The sequence below is a fragment of the Bradyrhizobium sp. USDA 4538 genome, from assembly GCF_024171045.1.
Taxonomy (GTDB): domain Bacteria; phylum Pseudomonadota; class Alphaproteobacteria; order Rhizobiales; family Xanthobacteraceae; genus Bradyrhizobium; species Bradyrhizobium australafricanum.
In genome coordinates this window covers 1610216-1631739 of record NZ_JALJZE010000001.1, presented here as the reverse complement: position 1 = coordinate 1631739, position 21524 = coordinate 1610216, and the positions used below count along the sequence as shown (strand labels likewise).

At 59.4% G+C, this 21524-nt stretch carries 13 protein-coding genes and 7 pseudogenes; 7 read left to right on the top strand and 13 right to left on the bottom strand.

The window, feature by feature from the left end:
• Window positions 1-171 precede the first annotated feature (171 nt).
• Window positions 172-878, bottom strand: a pseudogene (locus J2R78_RS07035) (IS630 family transposase); the annotation flags it as partial.
• Window positions 879-1483: 605 nt separating this feature from the next.
• Between J2R78_RS07035 and J2R78_RS07030 the strand changes: the two are divergent.
• Window positions 1484-3886 carry a CaiB/BaiF CoA-transferase family protein gene (locus tag J2R78_RS07030; protein WP_253603579.1) on the top strand — a complete coding sequence of 801 codons (2403 nt, stop codon included), beginning with the start codon at window positions 1484-1486 and terminating at the stop codon, window positions 3884-3886.
• A 307-nt stretch (window positions 3887-4193) separates the two neighbouring features.
• Here J2R78_RS07030 and J2R78_RS07025 read toward each other — a convergent pair whose 3' ends face one another.
• Window positions 4194-4382 carry a hypothetical protein gene (locus J2R78_RS07025; RefSeq protein ID WP_253603577.1) on the bottom strand — a complete coding sequence of 63 codons (189 nt, stop codon included), beginning with the start codon at window positions 4380-4382 and terminating at the stop codon, window positions 4194-4196.
• A gap of 260 nt (window positions 4383-4642) precedes the next feature.
• Here J2R78_RS07025 and J2R78_RS07020 point away from each other — a divergent pair.
• Window positions 4643-4959 (top strand): annotated as a pseudogene (locus tag J2R78_RS07020) (IS5/IS1182 family transposase); the annotation flags it as partial.
• Here the strand turns inward: J2R78_RS07020 and J2R78_RS07015 are convergent.
• From J2R78_RS07015 to J2R78_RS07005, 4 genes and pseudogenes are all read right to left on the bottom strand, one after another.
• A pseudogene (locus tag J2R78_RS07015) lies at window positions 4951-5421 on the bottom strand (transposase); the annotation flags it as partial. The pseudogenes J2R78_RS07020 and J2R78_RS07015 sit on opposite strands and share 9 nt — an antisense overlap.
• A 330-nt stretch (window positions 5422-5751) precedes the next feature.
• Window positions 5752-6228 carry a transposase gene (locus J2R78_RS45180; RefSeq protein WP_375166992.1) on the bottom strand — a complete coding sequence of 159 codons (477 nt, stop codon included), beginning with the start codon at window positions 6226-6228 and terminating at the stop codon, window positions 5752-5754.
• Window positions 6221-6901 (bottom strand): transposase, encoded by a 681-nt coding sequence (locus J2R78_RS45175; protein ID WP_375166991.1) that lies wholly within the window; start codon window positions 6899-6901, stop codon window positions 6221-6223. The genes J2R78_RS45180 and J2R78_RS45175 overlap by 8 nt, the downstream gene beginning before the upstream one ends.
• Window positions 6902-7017: 116 nt before the next feature.
• Window positions 7018-7126, bottom strand: a pseudogene (locus J2R78_RS07005) (IS630 family transposase); the annotation flags it as partial.
• A gap of 463 nt (window positions 7127-7589) precedes the next feature.
• Here J2R78_RS07005 and J2R78_RS07000 point away from each other — a divergent pair.
• A complete protein-coding gene (locus J2R78_RS07000; protein WP_253603574.1) occupies window positions 7590-8504 on the top strand; it encodes a TauD/TfdA family dioxygenase in 915 nt (304 codons plus the stop codon).
• A 108-nt stretch (window positions 8505-8612) separates the two neighbouring features.
• On the opposite strand, the gene J2R78_RS06995 is transcribed toward J2R78_RS07000, so the two are convergent.
• Complete coding sequence (locus J2R78_RS06995) at window positions 8613-9410, bottom strand: hydroxypyruvate isomerase family protein (protein ID WP_253603572.1); 798 nt, start codon at window positions 9408-9410, stop codon at window positions 8613-8615.
• Between the two features lie 266 nt (window positions 9411-9676).
• On the opposite strand from J2R78_RS06995, the pseudogene J2R78_RS06990 reads away from it, so the two are divergent.
• Window positions 9677-10457: pseudogene (locus tag J2R78_RS06990) on the top strand (IS630 family transposase); the annotation flags it as partial.
• Between the two features lie 687 nt (window positions 10458-11144).
• Here the strand turns inward: J2R78_RS06990 and J2R78_RS06985 are convergent.
• Complete coding sequence (locus tag J2R78_RS06985) at window positions 11145-11921, bottom strand: HpcH/HpaI aldolase/citrate lyase family protein (RefSeq protein ID WP_253603570.1); 777 nt, start codon at window positions 11919-11921, stop codon at window positions 11145-11147.
• Window positions 11922-11977: 56 nt separating this feature from the next.
• Window positions 11978-12187 (bottom strand): hypothetical protein, encoded by a 210-nt coding sequence (locus tag J2R78_RS06980; RefSeq protein WP_253603568.1) that lies wholly within the window; start codon window positions 12185-12187, stop codon window positions 11978-11980.
• A 520-nt stretch (window positions 12188-12707) separates the two neighbouring features.
• Here J2R78_RS06980 and J2R78_RS06975 point away from each other — a divergent pair.
• Together J2R78_RS06975 and J2R78_RS06970 are read left to right on the top strand one after the other, a co-directional pair.
• Window positions 12708-13187 carry an Lrp/AsnC family transcriptional regulator gene (locus tag J2R78_RS06975; protein ID WP_253603566.1) on the top strand — a complete coding sequence of 160 codons (480 nt, stop codon included), beginning with the start codon at window positions 12708-12710 and terminating at the stop codon, window positions 13185-13187.
• A gap of 463 nt (window positions 13188-13650) precedes the next feature.
• Window positions 13651-15291, top strand: coding sequence for an MFS transporter (locus J2R78_RS06970; protein ID WP_253603564.1), 1641 nt, complete (start codon window positions 13651-13653; stop codon window positions 15289-15291).
• A gap of 1116 nt (window positions 15292-16407) precedes the next feature.
• Here the strand turns inward: J2R78_RS06970 and J2R78_RS06965 are convergent.
• A pseudogene (locus J2R78_RS06965) lies at window positions 16408-17040 on the bottom strand (IS630 family transposase); the annotation flags it as partial.
• Window positions 17041-17056: 16 nt separating this feature from the next.
• Window positions 17057-17620 (bottom strand): annotated as a pseudogene (locus J2R78_RS06960) (IS66 family transposase); the annotation flags it as partial.
• Between the two features lie 684 nt (window positions 17621-18304).
• On the opposite strand from J2R78_RS06960, the gene J2R78_RS06955 reads away from it, so the two are divergent.
• Complete coding sequence (locus J2R78_RS06955; RefSeq protein ID WP_253603562.1) at window positions 18305-19039, top strand: reverse transcriptase domain-containing protein; 735 nt, start codon at window positions 18305-18307, stop codon at window positions 19037-19039.
• Between the two features lie 72 nt (window positions 19040-19111).
• Here the strand turns inward: J2R78_RS06955 and istB are convergent, their stop codons facing one another.
• Both istB and istA read right to left on the bottom strand, forming a co-directional pair.
• A complete protein-coding gene (gene istB / locus J2R78_RS06950; RefSeq protein WP_253609762.1) occupies window positions 19112-19888 on the bottom strand; it encodes an IS21-like element helper ATPase IstB in 777 nt (258 codons plus the stop codon).
• A 17-nt stretch (window positions 19889-19905) separates the two neighbouring features.
• Window positions 19906-21456: an IS21 family transposase gene (gene istA / locus J2R78_RS06945; RefSeq protein ID WP_253603560.1), complete on the bottom strand. Its 1551-nt coding sequence runs from the start codon at window positions 21454-21456 to the stop codon at window positions 19906-19908.
• Window positions 21457-21524: the final 68 nt, after the last annotated feature.

Sequence of the window (21524 nt, the reverse complement as noted above, 5' to 3'; positions counted from 1 at the left end):
CTAACCGGCTAACGCTAGCCGGCACGCACATCCATTCGATCGTCGGCTCGCCTTGCCGCAGGGGAGATCGTCATCGCTTGGATGACCGCGTAGAACCCGTCACGCCAGGTCCGCTGCTCGGCCGGCGTGCTTCCTTGACCCGCCGGAAGGCTTGCCGGAAAAAAATCCTTGGCGCTTGTAGCATTTGCCAATGATAAACCCCAAAGCGACATCGAGTGCAGCAAACGACTTGGTCGTACCATGCCACGTAGCTGTGCGTACGACGTTCCGGTACACCGGGCATCATTGGCAAGACCGGTTGCTCGCGATCGAGAGCCTGAATCCGGCTTTTCTCATCGATGCTGAGAACAAGCGCCTGGTTCGGTGGGATAGGTAAAGGCCTACGATATCGCGCACCTTATCGACGAACAGCGGATCGCTCGACAGCTTGAGGCTTTCGCTACGGTGCGGCTGCAAGCCGAACACCGTCCACATCTGGCGGATCGTGATGTGAGAAAAGCCAGTTTCCGCAGCCATCGAGCGGATCGACCAGTGCGTCGCGTCGGGTGGCGTCGTACGCAATGTCCGCTCGATTACCTCAGCAACCTGATCGTTGTTGATGGTTCGAGGGCGGCCAGGGCAAGCTTCGTCAAGCAGACCATCACAATGATCCTTCAAGAATCGGCGGCGCCACTTACCAAGGGTGTGTCATGGATGCGGAGTTCGGCAGCCACAGACTTGCTTGGCAAGCCATCTGCAAACCGCAAGATCGCACGGCACCGCTCAGATAGCGACCGAGCTACACGATGACGACGAACTTGCCCCTCAAAATATGCTCGCTCTCGCGGACTCAGCACCAACGGCTCGATCAGCCGCCCTCTACCACCTGCATTCGCCACAAGCGCTCTCCTCTACAGAGAATCGAGCCCATCACTAATGTGACAAGCTTACGTTCCAGATGACTGGCTTCTATTGTCCAAAGTCCCGTTCTGCCCGATCGCCCGACCTCATCCCGACCTGACGCTCAATCCTCCACAGGGATTACCATTGCCTCCGATCGATCATCGCGCTACGGGTCAATTAATGGTGCGGCGCAGCCGAATAGGATGGACTGCATGCACCGGCGTTCCTGCTGCGGACGATGCTTGCGCCCGCTGGTCTCTCTGATTTGGTAGCTGTTGACCAAGTAACCAATGATCTAGTTTATCTGAACAGGCCGCCGAAAACAGTTGCTCGCCAGATTTCTCTAGTCCAGTGCGGTCCGACGTCGCCAAGCGGCGCCCGCGCGCTAACTTACCCGTGCGTTCGCGGCGTATTCTCGGGGGAGATCAGCACTGAGAGTCAAATGCAACACTGAGAGTCAAATGCAACAGTGTCGACCTTAACTGCGGTCTGAGACTTGCGGAAGTGATCGCACAGCGGCCGATACCCATGACGAGAACTGTTCGGGACTAGTTGAGTGTCGGCGCAAGGACAGCCACTGATTAGAAGAATGGAGTCTTCGATGGGAGTTTTTTCGCATCTGCGGGTCGTCGAGATCGGTAGCTCGGCCGCAACCAGCTATTGCGCGCGCCTGTTCGCCGATTTTGGCGCCGACGTTCAGAAAGTCGAGCCACCAACTGGAGATCCACTTCGGCGCAGCGCGCCACTTACGCCCGGTGATCAGAGTGCCTGGTTCGCGTTCCTAAACTTCAACAAATCAAGCATCGTCATAGACGGCGACGGAGCCGATGCGGTCCGACGGCTGACGGCACTGATCGAGACGTGCGACATTCTGGTCGATGGACGGGACGTTGATCCTGCCGATTGCCCGTCCGTTGATATTAGTGCAATCCGGCAACGGCACTCCGGATTGGTCTACCTCGAAGCGAGTTGGTTTGGCCGCTCGGGGCCCTATGCGGGATTCGCTGCGACCGATTCGACGATCCGCGCGCTCGCTGGCCTCATCAAGCTAGCTGGTCCGGTCGAGGGCCCACCATCGTACTCACCGGATTTCCAGACGGGCATTATTGCCGGACTATGGGGCTTCATCGCCACAGCCGCTTCGGTGGTTGCGCGAGCGCGGGTAGGACGGTCGTGGTCACTCAGCATATTTGAAGCCTGCCTCGCGCTCAGCGAGTATCTCATGTTCGAGGCGTTTCAGCACGGCGACGTGATGCGGCGGATTGGGATTAACCGCTTCTGGCCGAACTTCCCCATCGGCATTTATCCAACCAAGAAAGGTTGGCTCGGCGTTACTACCGTCGCGCCGGCACAATGGCGCGCCTTCTGCGATATGCTCGACCTGCTCGAATTGCGTGATGATCCAGCTTTGATCCTCAACGAAGATCGTTTGCAACACATGGAGCGGATCGAGCGACAGTTTATCCCGAGGCTGAAGACGCGGACGGCGCAGCAGTGGTTTGCAGAAGGGCTAAAGCGCAAGATCCCAATCGTCCCGGTACCCGAAATATCCGATCTGCTCCAGGATGCGGAAAAGAAGGAGCGTGGCGCAATCGTGCCCGTCCTGCTTGGCGAAGAAGTGGGCTTGACGGCAGGATCCATGCAGCGGTTGACATTGACGCCGCCGCACCGGGGCGGAAGGGTACCGGCTCCTGGCGAGCAGCAGGCTTTCGCAAACAGCCGAAGACGCCAGACTGGCGCTGCGTCGGCGTCGTCTTGCAGTGTCGATGCCGGCGGGTTGCCATTACAAGGAATTCGCGTCATCGATTTCTCGATGGGATGGGCGGGTCCGCTGTGCACTCGCATGCTCGCTGATCTCGGTGCCGAGGTCATCAAGGTCGAGGCGATCCAGTACCCAGATTGGTGGCGCGGCCTTAACCGGCCCGCTGGTTTCGTGGCCGGCCGGATGTACGAGAAAGCGATACGCTTCTGCATGATGAACCGCAACAAGTATGGCATCACACTCGACTTGAAACGCACGCAAGGTCTAGATCTTGCCAAACGACTTTTGGCGGAAGCCGATATTGTTGTCGACAACTATTCGGTCGATGTGTTGCCGAAGCTTGGCCTCGGCTACGATGTGCTCAGGACGATTAATCCTCGACTCATCATGATGTCAATGTCAGCCTTTGGCACGAACAGCGTGCATCGCAATTGCCGGGCCTACGGCTCGACCCTAGAACAGGCCTCAGGGTTGCCGAGCGTGGTCGGAAACCCCGGCCAGACACCTGTGATGAGCCACATCGCATTTGGGGACGCCGTGGGCGGATTGAACGGCTGCGCAGCAGTTTTGGTCGCGCTGATTCATGCCCGCGCTACCGGGCAGGGGCAGTTCATTGACCTGGCGCAGATCGAATGCATGATGCCGTTTGCTGCGCCGTGGATCGTTGTCAATTCGATCTGCAGTACGCCGCCAGTTAGATACGGTAATCGACATCCGCAGTTCGTGCCGCACGGCTGCTTCCGCTGTGCGGGTGAGGACAACTGGATCCTGGTTGCCGTGACCGACGAGGACATGTGGCAGAGGCTCGCCGTCCTCATCGGGCGGCCGGACTGGGCTGCGAACGAATCGCTGAAATTTGCTAACGGGCGCCGCGACGTAGAGGACGAGATCGAAAGTGGCATCGAAGCCTGGACGCTTACCCGCGATGCGGATGAGGCGATGTCCGAGTTGCAGGCCGCGGGGGTTGCAGGTGGCGTAGCCCGCCTGCCAATTGACCTGCTCAATGATCGCCATCTCAGGTCGCGAGCGTTTCTGCAGGAAGTAGAACGCGCTTTCGTTGGCTTGCATCCGCAGCCCTCGATGCCAATCCGCGAGGGCGCCGAATCTTATGCGCTCCGCACACCGGCGCCGACGTTGGGACAACATAACGGACAGATCCTGTCAGGGGTTCTCGGGCTTTCTGACGCCGAGATTGCGCATTTGGGGAGGGAGGACATCATCGGAATGGCGATGATCTCGTAGGTGGAGCCCGCAAAAGGGAGAAGCCTTCGTCAGACTGACCAGCCAAGCAAAATCTAACAAACACTACGTGTTTAGTCGCGGCATTTGCTGGAGCGAGTCAAGTCTGAATCGTTCTGACTAGGAAGTCCAGCATTTGCAGAATATTCGTAGAGTTGAGACCCGTTAGCGTCGTCTGCCGCCGAGCGTGGTGGTAAGCTGTGGCGAAGTCAGCAAGCTAAGTTTGGGCTGATCGTGTCGATCCTCGTAGCCTTGGACAGTCGCTTCGTTGATCGTGCCGTTCGTGCACCAACTTGGCCATTGGTCTAGCTTAGAGGAAGGCGGAGGCTGCTGTCGTTCCCGTCTTCTTGACCAGCTGCACGAGAGCGAAATTGCCGGTGCGATCGATTGCAACGTAGAGATAGAGCTTGCCTTCTGAGGTGTGGAACTTATGAAAACAGCCAATCGCATAAGCGCTTGAACTTTTCTTCGATTGCTTGTCGCCTTCGATATCGGACAATCGGCTGACACCGCGTGCGGTGAAGACACCGAATAGGGGTGACCGCGCAAATGGGCATGGTACAGAGGCAAACGTCGTTGAAGCAGCCTATATCGTCGCCCGTGAACTACCTCTAAGCAATTCAGCGGGAGTCTGTTTTGGGAATTGGGAGCGTTTGAGATCATAGGGATTTGAGGCTTTGATCGCTGCAAACCTTGCAAATTCGTTCCGTGGATTCCCTTTCGCTTTGAGCCATGCTTCTGTGGAGCATCGGAAGGACGATGCGAAAGAAGCACAAGGCGACGAGATCGAACGATCTGTTCCGGGCACAGCTGGACCAGATCATCAACACGAGCTGGTTCTGCTTGCCGACAAGATCGATTGGCACTGGATCGACGGGGAGAGCGCCCCTCTCTACAGAGCGGCAGGTTAGGGATCGAGACCCGCTTCATGATCGGGCTATTGTTGCTCAAGCACGTTACGGGCTGTTCGATGAGGGGGGAAGTATGTGAGCGCCGGGTCCACGACCGGTACTTGCAGTTCTTCACAGGCGAAGAGTTTTTCCCAGCTCGCTTTCCCGCACGAGCGCTCGGATATAGGCGCGGAAGCATTCGCCTTGATCGGTCCGTCGAACAGGCAGGGGGGCCGCGAGGCGATCGTAACGCAGTGCGCCGAGGAAGGTCATCGTGCGCCAGTGGCCATGTGGTGCGAAGGGCGAGCTCCTATCGGTGCCCATCCGCGCAGCGGAGCCATGTTGGTCTTGATCCAGGTCTCATCGATGAAGACCAGACGCTGTGGATCAAGGCCGGCCTGCCACGATCGCCAACGCCGCCGCCGCCGGGCCACATCAACGCGGCCTCGTTCAAGAGCGAACAGCGTTTTTTGAACCGCAGCCCTCGCGGCGCATGAACAGCCACACCGCAATGTGCGACACGGCGACGCCACATGCCGCTAGTTCGTCCTTCAGCGCGTGCAGCGTCAAATGCGGGGTCTGCCTGATCCGCTCCTTAATGAAGTCGCCATGCGGATCCAACACAAACTTGCGCTGCCTGCCCATCCTCATATGGGGATTTGTGAGTCAAGCCTCTTCGAGAAGTCCGGGTTGGGGGTTGACGGCAAGAGGGTGGCGCGCGGAGCCATGCGTAGCGCAGCGCGACGACCGGGCAACGAACAGGGATTGGCTTCCGAAGATTGCTGCAGTTCACTGCATCACCTCATATCCGGTCGGATTGTTTGATCCGTACCCACCTTCCGCATGCTTGCGGCGAGGAAGCTTAGCGAGGATGAGACCCATCTACGAAACGGCGGTTGAAGCCCTAGGATGGCACGGTCATCATCCATCCCGCACGGAGCGCGGCGGAGCCGCGGCGCGTGGTGGACGTGGTTGGTTTTATCCTTGATCATTGCCTGCTCGGGAACGAGGCCGGTGGTGAGGTAGCGCCACAATGCCACGATCAGCTTGCGCGCCAGCGCGACGATGGCGATGCGTTTGGCGCGCTTGCCGGCGTCGGCGGTGCGGGTGCGAAACCAGCGACTGAGCGCGCTGTCGCCCTGGTGGCGAAGCCAGAGCCAGGCCAGGTTCGATCGCCTTGTGGCGGGCGCGCTGATTGCCGGCCTTGCTGATGCCTTGCTCGCGATCGGTGCCGCCGCTCTTCCAGGGACTGGGCGTCAAGCCGCAATAGCTGGCGACCTCGCGGCGGTTGCGGAAGTCCTTGTTGAACAGCTCGTTCACCAGCGTTGCCGTGAACGCCGGGCCGAGCGCCTTGAGCCGCTGCAATTGATCCCGTCGCTCGACCATCGGCGTCGGAACCGCCGGAGAAGTGTCCGCAGCCCGGGTCTGCTCCAGCGCCGCGAGTTGCTCACACACCAGCATCAGCCGGGCGTGCTCGCGCTTGATCTCGGCCAGAAGATGTGGCGGCAGCGCCTCGCCCTTCCAGTCGCGCTGCCGCTCGCCAGGCCAGCCAGTCGCGCCGCCGCGGATTGCCGACCGCCATCCCCCGAAGACGCAGCAACGCCTTGATCCGGTTGCTGTGGGCGGTCTGCTCGGTGACCAGCCGGTCGCGTTCGCGGCTGGCGCGCCGGGCATCCTCCGCTTCCACGCGCGGCACCCGCACGATCCGGACCACCCGCGGCTCACCCCGCAAATAGGTCATCAGGGTGCGCAGCAATAGCTCGCCGTCGATCCGGTCCGTCTTTGCTCGCCGTGCCCGCTGCTCCACCGCAATGCTCGCGGGGTCGAACAGGAAGTTCAAAATCCCGGCCGCCTCCAGCAGCCGGTGCAGCCAAAAGCCGTCATAGCCGGCTTCATAGCAGCTCACCACACGCGGCACCGATCCGAGCTTCTCCGCCACCCGGGCGCGGCTCCGTTCGATCAAAGCCAGCAGTTCGGCGTGATCGCCTCCTTGCAGCTTGTGGCGCGACATCCGATCCCAGCCCGGGCTGTGCAGCGTCACAAGCCACGTCTTCTGACTGAGTTCGATCGCAACAAAAATTGTACCACAATGGCTGGCGGTGGGCGTGCCTGTGGTCGATGCTTGCATCTGACTTCTCCGATGGTTCGAGTGTACAAACCCAAACCTATCGGAAAGGCCACGCTCACCGCCCCATGGAATCTATCTGGCTTGACAGAACCGGTCGCCCGATAACACTGCGATCACTTCACCACCGAGGAGACGGCAACGCCAAAACGCCGAGCGGCAACTCTCACCCTTCGATACCGCCGCGACAACCCGCTTCCGCAGATCGTTGGAAAGGGGTCTGACCATCGATGCTGGCCTCCAATCCAGCCAGCATCTTGAATCATATTCGCTGCTGAACCGGAATCACTCCAGATTCAGTAAATTCGTGAACCGCTCTAGTGTTCTCGACTCTCTTGACCATTTAGCATTTTTTGGCGAGCTGCTTCGTCGCGTAGCCGTGCAAAAAACCTGTCCAATAGCGCATCTTCGATTGACAAGAATGCACCGTCAAAGACACCGGCCGAGGCCACGCATCGAACGCAATTATCAGGAACTCAAGCAGGAGGTCGGGCTTAGTAGTTCCAATAGTCGATGGGCCGGTCGTTGAGTACGGCGTACCGGAGGTGCATACGATACGTTGGAATAGACGTTATGTTGCAACAGCACAACTTACTTAATTCGGTAGTTGAACCGTTTGATGTCCATTATTTACGATTGGCACGGTGATTGCTGGGGATGGCCCGGTAAACTTAAACTTGGAGTTCTCGCCATGATCAATAATGTCATTCCCCGTGCCGACATCGTTAAACGGGCAGCACGCATCGGCGCCGAAGTCAGGAACATCAGGCTGTCGGGCGATCTGCCCGACAGAACGATCGCTGCAATCAATAGCCTGCTACTCGAGCGCAAGGTCATTTTCTTCAGGAACCAGAGTCACCTCGACGACGCCGAGCAGGAGTGCTTTGCCCGTCGTTTGGGAAACCTTGTGCGGCATCCGACGATGCCCGTCATCGAAGGAACGGCATCGGTCCTAGAGTTTGATTCAGCTCGTGGCGCTCACCGGGCCGACATGTGGCACACCGATACAACGTACGTCGATGCATATCCCAAGATCATGGTGTTGCGCGGAGTTGTGATCCCATCATCGGGCGGCGATACGGTCTGGTCAAACACCGCGACCGCCTATCTTGACCTGCCTGTGCCGCTACAACGACTTGCTGACGAGCTCTGGGCCGTTCACAGCAACGACTACGACTACTTCGAAATGCTCCGGCCAAGCGAGGCCGACAAGAGATATCGCGACGAGGTCTACACCACAAAGGTTTATGAGACTGAGCATCCCGTCGTACGGGTACACCCGGAGACCGGCGAGCGGACGCTGGTGCTCGGCTATTTGGTGCGGCGCTTTGTTGATATCCCAAGGTATGACGCCCAAAAGCTGATCGATGTGTTCCAGTCACATATTATCGCGCCGGAAAATACAGTTCGCTGGAATTGGAAGGAGGGCGATGTCGCGATCTGGGACAATCGCGCGACGCAACACTATGCCGCCAACGATTACGGCGACCAGCATCGCGTCGTTCGTCGAGCTGCAATCAATGGCGACGTGCCAGTCAGCGTTGATGGCCGGTACAGCACGACGCGAATTAAGCCAACTAAGCAGCTTTCTGAGAAGGCGGTATAACGTCGGGCTAGTGCAGCTAATCCGACCTTTTTAGTAGTGTAGGCGTAAAAAACATCGTGAAGGTGGCGCAGGAGCTGTCTTTCTGTGGGTCCCGCGCGTTTCGTGTCGCTATGGATATCCGGCAACCGAGCGGGGATCGATATCAAGTTTCTTCCGCCACATGAGCCCTTCTCGGGTGCCGCCGCGCGGCAAGTATTCGCAACCGACCACGCCATCATAACCGATATGCTCCAGTGCATCGAACACGGCGCGGTAGTTGATCTCCCCTTCGTCTGGCTCGGCGCGCGAGGGTACGGCAGCAATCTGCACATGGCGGATGATCGGCTTGAGCTTCTTAAGCCGAGTGATGATGTCGCCCTCCATAATCTGCAAGTGAAAAATGTCGAACAGCAGCCCCACATTTGGGCGCTCAACCTCGCTGATCAGGTCTGCCGCCTGCTGCGAGCGCGTCAGGAAGTAGCTGGGCGCCAAGCGGGTGCTGAGGGGTTCAATGACTAGCGTTACGCCTTTCTCCGCCGCCTTATCGGCGCTTCGCCGCAGGTTGTGGACGAAAGTGCGGTGAGCATTCGCTGACACCGCCACCTTTCCCGCCATGCAATGGATCAGCGTCGCGCCAAGCGAGGACGTGTAGAGCAGCGCCTGATCGAAGGCCACCTCGAAGTCCCGCTCGCGCCCCGGCACGGCGCCAACTCCGAAGTCACCCGAGTATTGATTTCTGGACGCCGCATTGAGCATGACCATGGAAAGACCGGCTTGGCTCAGTCGCTCTTGCAGAACTTCGATCGAGTTCTCGTAAGGGCAATGGCACTCGACCAGTTTGAACCCCGCCTCCGCAGCGGCGGAAAAGCGATCTAGGAAGGGTAGCTCCTTGAACAGGAGCGAAATGTTGGCAGCCAAACGAAGCATGCTCTTGCCTAACTTTGCCGCGGTCGTTTACCGACGTGTGTACTGGGGGAGCCTCGCCCCTCGGAGCGCACACCAGCTCAGGCGAATATGACTGGAGCTCGCTCGTGCGCCGCCTCAAGCGGCGAACGATTACTGACTGTAAAGCGTCTCAATGCATAAAGACGGCGAAAAAAGCTTGCGGATTGAAGCAATTCTGCAAAATGTAGGGTATCCTGCGACCTCGATGCAATGAGCGACCACGCCTAAAACGCTATCCCGGCAAAGGATCTACCCACTGGAGCTCGCGCGGCATGGCGAAGGAAGCGGCCTGTCGGTCTCAAGCGTGCAGCGCATCTGGCGAGCCTTCGGTTTGCAGCCTCATCGGATGGAGACGTTCAAGCTCTCGACCGACCCGGATTTCGTGGCCAAGGTGCGCGATGTGGTCAGCCTCTACGTCTCCCCGCCCCAGCATGCCGTCGTCCTGGGTGTGGACGAGAAGTCCCAAATTCAGGCGCTCGACCGCAGCCAGCCCATGTTGCCCATGCGCCCCGGTCAGCCCCGCGCGGCGCAGCCATGACTACACGCACCACGGCACGGCCTCGCTCTTCGCGGTGCTCGACTAGCGACGGGGCAAGGTCATCGGCAAATGCTTTGCCCGCCACCGCGCCGCCGAATTTCGCAAGTTCCTCGACGAGATCGAGGCTGCCGTCCCGCACGGTCTCGATGTCCATCTCGTCATGGACAACTACGCCACGCACCAGGCCCCGCTGATCCACAACTGGCTCGCCAAACGGCCGCGCTGGCATGTCCATCTCACGCCGACCGGTTCGTCTTGGCTCAATCAGGTCGAGCGCTTCTTCGCGCTCATCACCGACAAAAAGATCCGGCGCGGCATCTATCGCAGCGTCCCGAGCTCTGCGCGCCGACATTATGGACTTCATCAGTCATCACAATGCCGATCCCAAGCCATTCCAATGGACCAAATCCGCCGATGATATCCTCGCTTCGAGCGCTTCTGCCGTTACAATACTCAAGCACAAGCATCGTGATTCTTGTTCAGGATACTAGGCGAGAATGTGCACGGGATCGCAGAACGGCCTCAGTTCAGAAGCCGATGCCCTATACTCCAGCTTGTTCGACTGCAGCGATAAGCGGCGCCCGTACACAGGCTATGTAGCGGGTAAGCGCCTCGACCAAGGCAGACCAAACCGTGCGTGCGGACGTAGGCTAGCAGGGGTCGTAAGCGATCGTCCTTTGCGGGTTAGGTTATCCTGCCCGGCTCGATCTTACAGGGTCGCCCCGTGTGGGAGGCCATCAGCACGAGCTATTGCCTGCGAGCACCAATTCCCGTTAGAGAGCCTTAAAGCTTGCCTGGCGCAGCAGAACAGATAAATCGCGTCGGGAAGTTCCCTAAATTATGTCCTTGAGCGCGGTCCCTCGCGGCGGGATCTGGATTTGGACAGCATCGATGTCGAGCGTGCGAAAGGTGGTTGGTAGTGGCTTCCCGAACCAGGCCACATCAGCATCAATGTTCGTACCATCGGCGATGACCTCGTCAAGCGTGATCGGGTCTCTTCATTAAGGCCGACAGACTGAAGGCGATCGAGGAAGTCGCCACTGTCCAAATGCAACTCCGTCGTATTGTGGTGGTTCACCTCCCATCGTACGATTCTCGCACAACAGTGCCCTTGTCCCGCGCCTCTAAGAGCCAGCTTCGCTGATCTCGACCCGCGAATAGTCTGGCGAGGGCTGGGATCATGTTACACCGCCGGACTTCTCGCGGGTCGCGTTGACCTGCATCTTGGCGTAGACCTGCATCAGGCCGACCTCGTTCGACAGCGTCACGAGCTTGAAGCCCATGTGGATCGCGCGCACCGCGCCTTCGGCGCCCGAGCAGTGGATGCCCGGGTTGAGGCCGCGTTTGCCGCACTCTTTGATGATCTTCTCGTAGATCTTGAGGATCTCCGGCTCATCGCGATCGAGCTTCGGCACCAGGCCGTAGGAGAAGCCGAGATCGGACGGGCCGATATAGACGCCATCGATGCCTTCGACATCGAGGATCGCTTCCATGTTCTCGACCGCGGTCTTGGTCTCCATCATCGGCAGCAGCACAATCTCGTCGTTGGCGGTCTGCTGATAGGTACCAGCCGAGCCGTACATGCCGGCGCGGATCGGGCCGTTGGAGCGCACGCCCTTCGGCGGATATTTGGCGTAGGAGACGAGGTTCTTGGCTTCCTGCGGCGTGTTGACCATCGGGCAGATCACGCCATAGGCGCCGCCGTCCAGCACCTTGCCGATGATGCCGGGCTCATTCCAGGGTACGCGGACCATCGGAGTGACCGGATGGGCGTGCATCGACTGGAAGCACTGCACCATCGATTGATAATCCTGCACACCGTGCTGCATGTCGACGGTGACGCTGTCGAAGCCGCATTGCGCGATCACTTCGGCCGAGAATCCCGAGGGGATCGCGAGCCACGCGTTCACTACCGCCTTGCGCGATGCCCAGACTTGCTTGACCTTGTTTGCCATTGATCACGTCTCCTTTTGTGTTTCTTGGAGCCTGTCGCAAGAGTGCTTCAGGGACTTCAGTACGCCCATAGATCAACGTTGAGGCAGTACATGCCAGCGAGGCCATCGATCAGATCTTTGGCTTGCGCATAACTGGCCTCGTATGGCTTCACCAGTTTCGATAGTCGTCGCTCACCAACCTTGCGAGCCGCAAAATCCCTGAGCTGCTTGAAAGGGTATAGGATGCCGCCTCTGTCCTTTTTCACTATTTCTAAATTGATGATCATTGTGCTTCAGTCTCGCAAGCTGCAAGATTTCGTAAAACAGACATGTTTGGCTCAAGACAGAGACTCGCTTCGAGTCCTAACGAAAAAGCTCTGGCAATTCATCTGCCCAACGCGCCGGCAAACTTCAGGGCGCTGAACCATGCCGTATGCAACCCGGCTCATGCGTTGTACGGATCGCCCCGGACATTGGTTAAAGTCACCAAGCAGCAAAACTCAGTTTCGAATCAGGAGCGAGATTGCCGTCTTGGCGACTACCTTTGCTGAATGCTCGGCTTTGGCGATCAGCGGTCCTCCGTCATGTTGACGCGGGCAGCTATTTGAGTTCCCTCCGAACGAAGTTACCTGAATTAGCTGTCGATCATCTTAAAAGACCTTCTCAAACTGCGTGCAACCCTTTGTTGAAAGACCCACGCATTCAGGATACTAATGTCGCAAATACATTTGCGTCGCATCTCCTGTCGTTTGGAAGATTTCCTGCATCGCACGGGCACTTGGCGCGGCAATTCACTTGGAGCTAACTATGCAGCAGTATGATCGAGCGGACGTCCGCATCCTTGAGATCGTGCAAAAGAACAACCGTCTAACGTCTGAGGTAATCGGCGAAATGGTGGGACTTTCTGCTACCGCATGTCAACGACGCCTCAAACGCCTACGTTCGGAAGGCATCATCGAGGCGGATGTCTCGATCGTTTCGCCCAGAGCGGTGGGAAGACCTCTTCAGATGCTTGTACTAGTGAGCCTGGAGCGGGAGCGAGCCGACATAATTGATCGATTCAAGAAGGCCATCAAATCGTCTGCTGAGGTCGTCAGTGGATTCTACGTCACCGGCGACGCCGACTTTGTCCTATATCTTACCGCGCGAACCATGGACGATTATGAGCAGTTCACTCGACGATTTTTCTATGAAAATCCAAATATCAGGGGCTTCAAGACAATGGTCGTAGTGGACCGCGTAAAGGTGGGGTTTGCCATGCCAATTCAGGATTCGCCTGAGGACTGACCAAAGTCTGATGTCGATGTCGGCGCGGCGCGCTTTTTCCTCGCTCGCTCACATAGAACGCTAAAAATCAGCGCTCTCGCTGCTGTACTCTGTGGTGCTGTTGCCAGTTGAGCTTGGACACTCATCTGACGAGCGGCTGAGAGTTAGCAGCCTTGCCTCAAGCGGCCGCAATTCAATTCCCTGCTCATCTGCACGACAGCAGTAATTTCGAGATCGAAACCATGGCTGAGCCAGAGGTGCACCGTCCGTGACCTCAATGAACACGGTCCAAAGCAATAGCGCTACTATGTTGATTAAATTTGTACGCAATGCGTGGGATGCTTGGTACTCGCTATCAAAGGGCGAAAGGCAGCAGCATCCCCCCGGTCGGGCGAAGCTCCCAATTGATAGCAGCCAGCTTTTGTCGGACGATCAAGCGATCGCGGCAAGGAATCTAGCCGCAATAGGCGAGGCGAGACTCCATGTGTCTGATCGGTCCGAGGACCAGAGCTCCAATGTCGATGGAATCACCGCGCCCCTCCGCTCTGTCTCCTTCCGCGTCATATGGCTGGCGAGCGTATTGTCTAATCTTGGCATCTTAATCCTCAGCGTCGGTGCTGCGTGGGCCATGACGGAGATGACGTCGTCGGCTGACAAGATCGCACTGGTGCAAACGGCTTTGTCATTACCGGTCGCGCTGCTCTCAATGCTCGCTGGGGCGATAGCTGACATGTACGACCGCCGCACCGTGATGCTTGTTACGCTCTCAGTCGCGCTTTGCGGCGGGACGGCTCTAACTGCTCTCGATTGGTTTGGTCTTACCACGCCGAGCCTGTTGCTCGCGCTTTGCTTCGTGATGGGTAGTGGTCTGGCATTGATGGGGCCGGCTTGGCAAGCTTCTATCGGCGAGCAGGTGCCAGCCGAGGCACTGCCGGCGGCAGTTGCACTTAATGGCATCAGTTTCAATATAGCCCGCAGCTTCGGGCCCGCGATCGGCGGTGTTGTGGTTGCGACTGCGGGCGTAATCGGAGCCTTTGCACTCAGCGCGTTGCTCCACCTGCCGCTGATGATGGCGCTGCTTTTCTGGAAGCGTGTGGCCGAGCCATCGCGACTACCTCGCGAACAGCTGAGGCGCGCCGTTGTCTCAGGCGTACGATATATCACCAATTCGCCCTCGATCAAGATCGTGCTGACCCGCACCATAGTAATCAGCGTGATCGGCGGCGCACTCATCGCTCTCATGCCGCTCGTCGCACGCGATCTCTTGCGGGGAGGCCCCCAAACCTATGGTATTATGCTCAGCGCCTTTGGCTTGGGCGCGGTATTTGGTGCGCTCAACATCACCGAGGTGCGCAAGCGCGTGAGTAGCGAGGCAGCGGTTCGCGCCTGCGGGGTTTCAATGGGCGTGGCGATTGCGGCGGTAGCGCTGAGCCGCGAGCCGGTCGTGACTGCCGCCGCGCTGGTCGCGGCAGGTGCCGTGTGGACGATAGCGTCGACGATACTCAACATTGGTGTGCAACTCTCGGCTCCGCGTTGGGTTGAGGGGCGGTCGGTTGCTGCTTATCAAGCCGCGCTCTCCGGCGGCATTGCTGTCGGCAGCTGGGGCTGGGGCCGTCTCACCGATGTTGTTGGCGTCGAGATGGCGCTGCTAGTTTCCGCTGCGCTGATATTAATCTCATCGCTACTTGGGCTCTGGCTACCCGTGCCGCCCATCGGCGCCCGCGGCGAGTCCGCCGAGATGCTGGCTGATCCCGAGGTGCGGCTCCCGATCGCCGACCGCAGCGGGCCGCTGGTGGTGGAGATCGAATATCGCGTCGCGCGTGAGAATGCGCGCGCCTTCCATAATGTGATGCTGGACGTACAGCTCTCCCGCCAGCGCAACGGAGCCTATGGCTGGTCCATTGCGCGCGACATCGCCGACCCAGAGGTGTGGATCGAACGCTACCACTGCCCGACATGGCTCGATTATTTGCGCCAGCGCAGCCGCTGGACGCAATCGGAGCTCGCGCTGGATCATCGAGCTGGGGCTTTCCACATCGGTCTTGAGCCGGTGCGCGCCCGCCGTATGCTGGAGCGACCGTTCGGATCGGTGCGCTGGAAGCAAGGCACGCTCAATCGCTGTTAATGGACGAGTGCTGGGTCGAGAGAACTCTAACGTTTCTGATTGAAAGCGGCGGTCGCCGCATACAAGTTGGTCAGCGAGATAGCACAGTTCGTCGGTAGGGTGGCACTTTATCCGGTCGTTGATTCATCGTAACCCGAGGCAACGTGGACGGATGGCTCGCCAAAACAAGGAGGCATAGATGCCAAGTGCCTAAGCACGTACAACTCCGACTACACCTACACTTTAACTGCATGAACCCTAGAAAGGGCTTCTCCGAAGGAGTGCCCAATTGGGACGACATTTCCTAAGGGATAACTGGGCTCGGGCCGCACGTGTTAGATCGGTGATAATGGCAGGCCTGGCTGCCGCCCATCTCTTGCAAGTTGGCCGGCACCGACAGAGATTGCTTCCTGCGCGCAAATGTGGATTTGGAATACAGCCGAGAACTGTTCTTGGAAGGTCAAACCGAAGTCAGCGTGGCGTTATTTTTCCTAGCTTAAGGTCAGCGGGACAGCCCGCGGCGTACTGGCTACGCGGCAATGAATTCGGCGTCCACCCATAAGTTCGATCAGCATGGGTGCTTGGGCACGACGTTTCCAAGCCGCTACCTTGCTCATTTGCGACGTTAACGACCACTGACACCTTTCGCATTCAGCTCTCGCTCCTCCGGGCACAAGGACCGCGCCAATGCGACGTCTGCCGCGAACACATCTTTCTTGACCTGTCGATCGTTGGTAGGCCTCCGAGTACAGACGCCCTGCGACGGGCTGGGCTGATGGTTGAGAACTGTACGTATGGACAGCCATACGATCAGTACGTTGAATCGACTGAAAGTGGTTGATACAGGCCGGCGGCGGCGTTGGTCTGAGGAAGAGAAGGCCCGTATTGTTTTGGAGACCTATCCGAGCCGCTTGGTTGCGGCGACAGCCCGGTGATACGACTTGTCGCGTTCCTCTATTGGTGACTTGGCGAAGAGCCCTCGCGGCGACGCGGACCAAATCCGACGCTGGCTTTGTCAGGGCAGTTGTGGCCGAGGGGGGCCCTCGGAGTCGGTGGTGGGGTCATCGGAGAGCGCGACCGCACATTCGACGGAGCGTCGGATCGAGATCCAGTGTCCTGAACCAGAAGTTCGCGATATTACGATGCTTGCGCTTGAGTATTGTAACGGCAGAAGCGCTCGATGGAAGCGAGGATATCATCGGCGGATTTGGTCCATTGGAATGGCTTGGGATCGGCATTGTGATAACTGATGAAGTCCATAATGTCGGCGCGCAGAGCCTGGACGCTGCGATAGATGCCGCGCCGGATCTTTTTGTCGGTGATGAGCGCGAAGAAGCGCTCGGCCTGATTGAGCCAAGACGAACTGGTCGGCGTGAGATGGACATGCCAGCGCGGCCGTTTGGCGAGCCAGTTGCGGATCAGCGGGGCCTGGTGCGTGGCGTAGTTGTCCATGGCGAGATGGACATCGAGACCGTGCGGGACGGCAGCCTCGATCTCGTCGAGGAACTTGCGAAATTCGGCGGCGCGGTGGCGGGCAAAGCATTTGCCGATGACCTTGCCCCGTCGCTAGTCGAGCACCGCGAAGAGCGAGGCCGTGCCGTGGCGCGTGTAGTCATGGCTGCGCCGCGCGGGCTGACCGGGGCGCATGGGCAACATGGGCTGGCTGCGGTCGAGCGCCTGAATTTGGGACTTCTCGTCCACACCCAGGACGACGGCATGCTGGGGCGGGGAGACGTAGAGGCTGACCACATCGCGCACCTGGGCCACGAAATCGTAAGCGTCGTTCTCAGGCCACGGCTTTAAGGGGTTGAGCGCGGTAGGCCCAGGGCAATAGCTGGTCGATGTCGCGGTTGGGATGCCCGTTGACGATCCTGGCCAGGACGTCGGTGAGATAGGCAAGCGGGTCGACGTCGTTGAGCTTGCAGGTCTCGACAAGAGAGGCGACGACAGCCCAGTGTTCGGCACCACCGTCGGATCCGGCAAACAGCGCGTTCTTGCGGCTGAGCTTGATACCGCGGATTGATCGTTCGACGGTGTTGTTGTCGAGCTCAATGCGGCCGTCATCGATGAAGCGCGTTAAGCCTTTCCAGCGCGAGAGGGCGTAGCGGATGGCCTCGGCGAGCTTGATCTTCTGGCTGATGAGAGCCAGCTTGGCGCGCAGCCAAACTTCGAAGGCATCGGCCAGTGGTCGGCTCTTCTGCTGCCGCACGAGGCGACGTTCCTCCGCGCTGCGGCCGCGAATCTCCTTCTCGATCGCGTAGAATGCGGCAATGTGTTTGAGCGCCTCGCTTGCGATCGGAGCGGGGCCGGCTGTCGCGAGTTCGTAGAAGTTGCGCCGCATGTGCACCCAGCTTGCGTCAGGACAAGTCCTGGAAACGAGGAAGAATGTGATCTGAAACCTTTCAACGTGTCCCAGAGGGTTCGACGCCCTCCCGGCAAAGGCGGAGCCCGCCAGCCGGAAGCGAGTCTTGCATGGGTGACGGCAACGTCACTCGTGAAGCGTAGACAGCGGGTACTGAAGCCCTGTGACCAGCCTCGAAATCACGGTCGTGCTGAAGCCTTCGTCGTGTTGGATCCGGGGGCAGCACTGGGAAAGCCGCTATGGCCAGGCTGACCGGTTCGGCCGGGGTCTCTGAGCAGGGCAAAGGTACGGGATGGGCCACCAGGAAACCTGAGAGGTCCCGTTTGTGCCCACATGGGAAAGCCGGCACGGAGCACCGGCCATAGCAACGCTCCAGGCCTGATGACCGACTTGGCGAGCATCGGGAGCGCGCACGCGAACACGAAAACACCAAGGCATGTGGAATCCCGAGGTGAAGACATAAGCCGACGGACGCGCGCGGCGGGAAGTCGTAGCGGCTTCGTAGTACCGAGGAAGGCGGGGAACTGGGCTCACCGGGACCCGCTCGAGGGAAGGGAGCCGCCACGCGTTAAGACCCATTGACGAGAAACACGGGAGGGAACGCTGAGTCCCACGAACCTGTCCACGAAACGACAATGGATAGCCGATCTGGCGAGGAAGAATCCCAAGCGGGTGCTGACCTCGCTGCATCACCTGATCGACCGTGAATGGATGCTCGAGGCCTATCGCCTGACGCGCAAGGATGGCGCGCCCGGTATCGACGGCATGATGGCGACGGACTATGAAGCGAACCTGGAGGCGAATCTTTGTGATCTCCTGGCGCGCATCAAATCCGGACGTTACATCGCGCCGCCGGTGCGACGGCACTACATCCCGAAGGCGGATGGGACCGAACGGCCACTCGGCATCCCGACATTGGAAGACAAGGTGGCACAGCGGGCGATTCTCCTGCTGCTGGAGCCGATCTACGAGACCGACTTCTTGTCGTGCTCGTATGGCTTCCGACCGGGACGATCGGCCCATGATGCCCTACACGCTCTGCGCAATGGGTTCATGGAGCAAGGGCTGCGTTGGGTGGTGGACGTCGATATCTCGAAATACTTCGACACCATCGACCACACGCACCTGCGCCGATTCCTCGATCAGCGAGTCGCGGACGGCATCGTCCGGAGGATGATTGATAAATGGCTGAAGGCGGGGGTGCTCGAAAAGGGCGTCCTGCGCCGCACGACTAGTGGAACGCCCCAAGGCGGCGTGATCTCGCCACTGCTAGCAAACATCTACCTGCATTATGTGCTGGATGAATGGTTCGAGCAGGTGGCGCGACCGCGGCTCAAGGGAGATGCCAACTGGTCCGATACGCTGATGACTGCGTATTTCGCAAAAACGGGACAGCGGTTTCGCTAACTGACGGACAGCAGTTTCGCTAAATCGCGGACAGCGTGGCGGCGCTGGCTTTTGGTTGCCTGGTTGTTGAAGTCAGTTGATATTCGTTTCGCTGTTTTCGACGTCGGTCAAGGGGCGCGCGGCTTTTTTCCTTCGCATGCTGTCGCCTTCGAGGGCGATACGGTGGGAGTTGTGGATGATCCGGTCGAGGATAACATCTGCGATGGTTGGCTCGCCGATCATGTCGTGCCATTGGGCAACGGGCAGCTGAGCGGTAATCAAGGTCGATTTGCGCCTGTAGCGCTCTTCGAAGATTTCGAGGAGATCAAGGCGCTGCTGGTCATTGAGGGTGTGGGTGCCCCAATCGTCGAGGATGAGCAACTGGACACGTGCAAGCTTATCGATGAGGCGCGGGAAGCGACCATCGAGACGGGCCATGGCGAGGTCTTCGAACAAGCGCGGCATACGCAAATAAAGGACGGAATGATCGAGCCTGGCCGCCTGGCGTCCGAAGGCACATGCCAACCAGGTTTTGCCAGTCCCCGTCAGGCCGGTGATGATGAAGTTCTCATGGGCTTTCAGCCAGGCGCCTTGCGCCAGCTGCAGGGTGTTGCGCCGGTCAAGGCCGCGGCGGGAAGCGAAGTCGACGTCTTCGATACAGGCGTCGACGAAGCGCAGCTTGGCTGCGGCCAGCCGATTGGTCAGGCGCCGGTCGGCACGCATGGCGGCTTCGCGATCGAGCATCAGGCCGAGCCACTCATCCCGGCTGAGATCGGCGGCATTGTCCTGTTCGGCTAGTTGCCGGTAAGCGGCCGCCATTCCGGCAAGGCCGAGCGCCTGCATCTGCTCGAGGGTCGGGTGGGTCAGCATCGCGATGTTCCTTTCCTTCATTGATAATAGCCCCCACCACGGATGTTGGCGTGCGAGGGGGTGGCTTTGACGGGTGCGGCAGCAGGGCTCGCGCGGTCGAGCCCGGATTTGAGGATCGCGCTCACCGAGGAGTAGCTGATCGCGTTGATGACGAGTGCCCGCTCGCAGGCCGCTTCGAGCCGATCGCGCTCGTAGCGCCGTGCCAGGGCGATGATCCCCATGGCGGAGCGATAACCCTGCTCGGGATGCGGGCGCTCACGCATCATCCGCTCGACCAGAGTGGCGGTGTTGACGCCGATCCGCGCTGCCATCTTGATCAAGCTCGCCGGCGTCATATTGGCATAACGCTGATGGGCCTTGGGCATGTGCTCGTTCACGGTGACATGGCCGCTGCGCTGAGAGCGGCGCACATGGCTGGCAACACGCGTGTGATCCTGGAAGATCTCGACGGCTCGATAGGTGAGCCGGATGTCCACCCGACGGCCGATCAGCCGGTGCGGCACCGAGTAAAAGGTCTTGTCGACTTCGACGCGATAATCGGGGTGGACCTTCGCCGTTTTCCACTCGGCGTATTCGAACGGCTCGCCCGGCAGCGGCGTCAACGCAGCGCGCTCGATCTCCTCGAACAGCTGCCGGCGGGATTTGCCGATATGGCGCATCGGCCGATGGTTCAGCTCCTCCAGCAGACCGCCGATCGCAGTATTGAGATCGGTCAGGTTGAAGAACCGCCGATGGCGCAGCCGTGCCAGAATCCAGCGCTCAACAATCAGCACCGCGCCTTCAACCTTGCCCTTGTCGCGCGGCTTGCGGCTGCGGGTCGGCAAAATCGTCGTGTCGTAGTGCTCGGCCATGGCGGCAAAGGTTTGGTTGAGCGTCGGCTCGAACCACAACGCCTTGACGACCCCGGCCTTCAGATTGTCGCAGACGATCGCCTTGGGAACTCCGCCGAAGTACGACAAGGCTCGGGTCTGGCCTTCGATCCAATCTGGTAGTCGCTGACCGAAGCTCCCCATAGCGAAGGTCAGCGACGAGGCCCCGAGCACCGCGACAAATATCTGCGCCTGACGGATCTCGCCGGTTTGCGGATCGATCACCTCCACCGTCGGACCGGCATAGTCGGTCTGCATCACTGCACCCGCCGCGTGGCGATGACGGAAGGTCGGGTTCGCCCGGCGCCGATAGGCGTCGAACTTCTCGCAGAACCACGTGTAACCATAGCCGTCGGGATGCGCCGTCCGGTATTCCTGCCACAGCAGCGTCAGCGTCACGCCCTTGCGCTTGAGCTCCTGCGCCACCCGTGGCCACTCTGGCTCGCTCAAGTCCTGCGGGGGGCGCCCGACCCGCCGGAACAAGGCTCGCTGCAAGGCCGCCTCGCTCTCGTAAATCGGCGGCAGCGGCCAGCTCAAACCCGCTTCACGCGCTCGCAGCAGGTAGGTGGCAACCGAACTCTTGCTGATCTGCAGCCGTTCCGAGATCTCCCGAACCGACAGGTCCTGCTCGTACGTCAGCCTCAGGATCGATCGTAGGTCCTTCACAGTGGTTCGTTTCGCTTGCTTCCGTCTCGGCATTGCCCCTCTCAAACTCAGCTTGAGAGAGAACATTGCCTGAACGGCGCTCCCGAAAACCAACCTCCCGC